Raw genomic sequence first — 2,761 nt, 5'->3', positions numbered from 1 at the left:
GGTCGGGGGCAGGGGCGGGGGGGGAGACGGTGGGTTCCCGGGGGGGGGGGGGGGGTACCCCCCCCCCCCCCCCCCCCCCCCCCCCCCCCCCCCCCACGTCGTGCTTCTCATCTCTGCTCGCTGTCACACCCATCGCGTAGGCTCGAAGACGTACTGATCCACACGGGAGATGTACCAAGGCGAACCAGGACGTCAACAGGCGTCCCGAGCCGTCAGTCCCGGGGAGGGGCCCTGTGCTCATCGACACCTACGGTCGTGTGGCCACCGACCTGCGCGTTTCGCTCACCGACCGCTGCAATCTGCGGTGCACGTACTGCATGCCCGAAGAGGGCCTGCAGTGGCTCGCCAAGCCCGATCTGCTCAGCGACGACGAGATCGTCCGGCTGATCGCCATCGCGGTGCGCGACCTGGGCATCGAAGAGGTCCGCTTCACGGGCGGCGAGCCGCTGCTCCGCCCCGGCCTGGTCGGCATCGTCGAGCGGGTCGCCGCCCTCACCCCGCGCCCCCGGATGTCGCTGACCACCAACGGCATAGGCCTTCAGCGCACGGCCGCGGCACTGCGCGACGCCGGCCTCGACCGCGTCAACGTCTCCCTCGACACCCTGCGCCCCGACGTCTTCCAGACCATGACCCGCCGCAAGCGGCACGACGATGTGCTGCGCGGCCTGGAGGCGGCCCGCGCCGCCGGTCTGACCCCGGTCAAGGTCAACGCCGTCCTGATGCCGGGCCTCAACGACGACGAGGCCCCCGACCTGCTCGCCTGGGCGATCGCCCACGACTACGAGCTCCGCTTCATCGAGCAGATGCCGCTCGACGCCCAGCACGGCTGGAAGCGCGACGGCATGATCACCGCCGGTGACATCCTCGCCTCGCTGCGCACCCGCTTCGAGCTGACCCCCGAGGGCCAGGACGAGCGCGGCTCCGCGCCCGCCGAGCGCTGGCAGGTCGACGGCGGACCGCACCGCGTCGGCGTGATCGCCTCCGTCACCCGCCCGTTCTGCCGCGCCTGCGACCGCACCCGGCTGACGGCCGACGGCCAGGTCCGTACCTGCCTGTTCGCCACCGAGGAGACGGACCTGCGGACGGCGCTGCGCTCCGGGGCGCCCGACGACGAGATCGCGCGCCTGTGGAAGCGTGCGATGTGGGGCAAGAAGGCGGGCTCCGGCCTGGACGACCCGGCCTTCCTGCAGCCCGAGCGCCCGATGTCCTCGATCGGCGGCTGACCCGCCCGCCCCGGCGCCGGGCGTCACTTCCCGGCGGCGGACGCCTCCCACTCCTGAAGCGTCACCACGTCCTTGAGGAAGCCGCGCACGCCGAGGAACTGCGACAGATGCTCCCGGTGCTCCTCGCAGGCCAGCCAGGTCTTACGGCGGTCCGGCGTGTGCAGCTTCGGGTTGTTCCAGGCCAGCACCCAGACGGCGGCGGCCCGGCAGCCCTTGGCGGAACAGATGACGGCGGCGTCGCCGCCCGCGGTGGAGTCGGGACGATCAGGGGAGTTCACGGCCTCAACCCTACGTCCTGCGGCCCGGGGCCCTGGAGGCCGTGACCGGGAGCGGACATGACGACGCCGGGCAGCCACGGGGGGAGCCGCCCGGCGTCGGTCCGTCGCTCCGACGGGGGATGCGGAGCGCGTTACGCAGTATGTCACGGGGAATGGTGCGCGGTGCACCGGAACTCCACGATTGATCTGAGCTTTTCTTGAGCTTTGCAGACCGAATGCTGATCAGTGAGCGTCCGGGCGCGGTGTGGATGTGCCCGCCGCCGGTCGCTCCGGTTCGGATTCCGCTGGCGCGGCGGAGGGCCCCGGCGTCAGCATCGGCCTGGTCGGCCCCGCGACGAAGGTTTTCGGAAGCGAAGGGGCGTTCTCCCGGCCCGCGTTGGCGATCACCACCGCGATATACGGCAGCGCCATGCCCAGCACCAGCGTCGCGATGGCAACCGGCCGCTCGACGTTCCACAGCACGACGGTCAGCAGCACGGCCACCGTCCGCACCGCCATCGAGATCACATACCGCCGCTGCCGCCCGCGCACGTCCTCGGACAGCCCCTGGCGGGCCCCTGTGATCCGGAAGGCCTGGCCGCTGCTCTGCTTCCGCATCACGTTCCACCACCTGCTAGGTCGTGCCGGATTCTCCCCGGTCTCCGGTCGGTTTCCACGGTACGCCGCACCTGCGCCGCCTTCGAGACCGGGGCCTGCCTCCGTTCGGCCGGGTCTGCCAGGACATATGGAGGACCACCGGCTCCGGCGTGCGGCGTAGCCGATGCGGAGTGACACTGGCGGGGCGACCTCACGCGCACCGCGCCGTAAGAGGAGGCGACATGACGTGGTTGTGGGCCATCATCGTGGGCCTGGTGCTGGGCCTGATCGCGAAGGCCATCATCCCGGGCAAGCAGAAGATCCCGCTCTGGCTGACCGTGATCTTCGGCATGCTGGGCAGCGTCCTCGGCAACTGGCTGGCCACCGGCATCGGCGTCAATGAGACCAGCGGCATCGACTGGACCCGGCACCTGCTGCAACTGATCGGCGCGGTCCTCATCGTCGGCATCGGCGACCGCCTCTGGGTCGCCATGCGCGGCCGCAAGACAACGGCCTAGAGGCGCCCGCGGCCCTGCCGGCCCGGGGCAGGAAAAACGGAGGCGGGGGGGGGGGGGGGGGGGGGGGGGGGGGGGAGCGGGGCGGGGGGGGGGGGGGGGGAGGGGGGGGGGGGGGGGGGGGGGGGGGGGGGGGGGGGGGGGGGGTGGGGGGGGGGGTGGTGGGGTG

At 72.5% G+C, this 2,761-nt stretch carries 4 protein-coding genes; 2 read left to right on the top strand and 2 right to left on the bottom strand.

Annotated elements, in window-relative coordinates; all coding sequences use genetic code 11:
- Window positions 1-233: 233 nt before the first annotated feature.
- Complete coding sequence (gene moaA, locus ACZ5XZ_RS33960; RefSeq protein WP_468985242.1) at window positions 234-1,223, top strand: GTP 3',8-cyclase MoaA; 990 nt, start codon at window positions 234-236, stop codon at window positions 1,221-1,223.
- A gap of 23 nt (window positions 1,224-1,246) precedes the next feature.
- On the opposite strand, the gene ACZ5XZ_RS33955 is transcribed toward moaA, so the two are convergent.
- Together ACZ5XZ_RS33955 and ACZ5XZ_RS33950 are read right to left on the bottom strand one after the other, a co-directional pair.
- Window positions 1,247-1,501 carry a hypothetical protein gene (locus tag ACZ5XZ_RS33955; RefSeq protein ID WP_468985240.1) on the bottom strand — a complete coding sequence of 85 codons (255 nt, stop codon included), beginning with the start codon at window positions 1,499-1,501 and terminating at the stop codon, window positions 1,247-1,249.
- Window positions 1,502-1,723: 222 nt separating this feature from the next.
- Window positions 1,724-2,098: a DUF3099 domain-containing protein gene (locus tag ACZ5XZ_RS33950; protein WP_468985238.1), complete on the bottom strand. Its 375-nt coding sequence runs from the start codon at window positions 2,096-2,098 to the stop codon at window positions 1,724-1,726.
- 221 nt (window positions 2,099-2,319) lie between these two features.
- Between ACZ5XZ_RS33950 and ACZ5XZ_RS33945 the strand changes: the two genes are divergently transcribed.
- Window positions 2,320-2,595 (top strand): GlsB/YeaQ/YmgE family stress response membrane protein, encoded by a 276-nt coding sequence (locus tag ACZ5XZ_RS33945; RefSeq protein ID WP_468985235.1) that lies wholly within the window; start codon window positions 2,320-2,322, stop codon window positions 2,593-2,595.
- The last annotated feature ends 166 nt before the right edge of the window (window positions 2,596-2,761 follow it).

It is taken from the genome of Streptomyces sp. NPDC033270, from assembly GCF_055576575.1.
Note: the sequence above shows the minus strand (reverse complement) of the source record. Positions and strands in the feature narration are given on the sequence as shown.

Coding starts and splice junctions, on each gene's coding strand:
- ACZ5XZ_RS33950 (WP_468985238.1), bottom strand. CDS start 2,098: ATGCGGAAGCAGAGCAGCGGCCAGGCCTTCCGGATCACAGGGGCCCGC.
- ACZ5XZ_RS33945 (WP_468985235.1), top strand. CDS start 2,320: ATGACGTGGTTGTGGGCCATCATCGTGGGCCTGGTGCTGGGCCTGATC.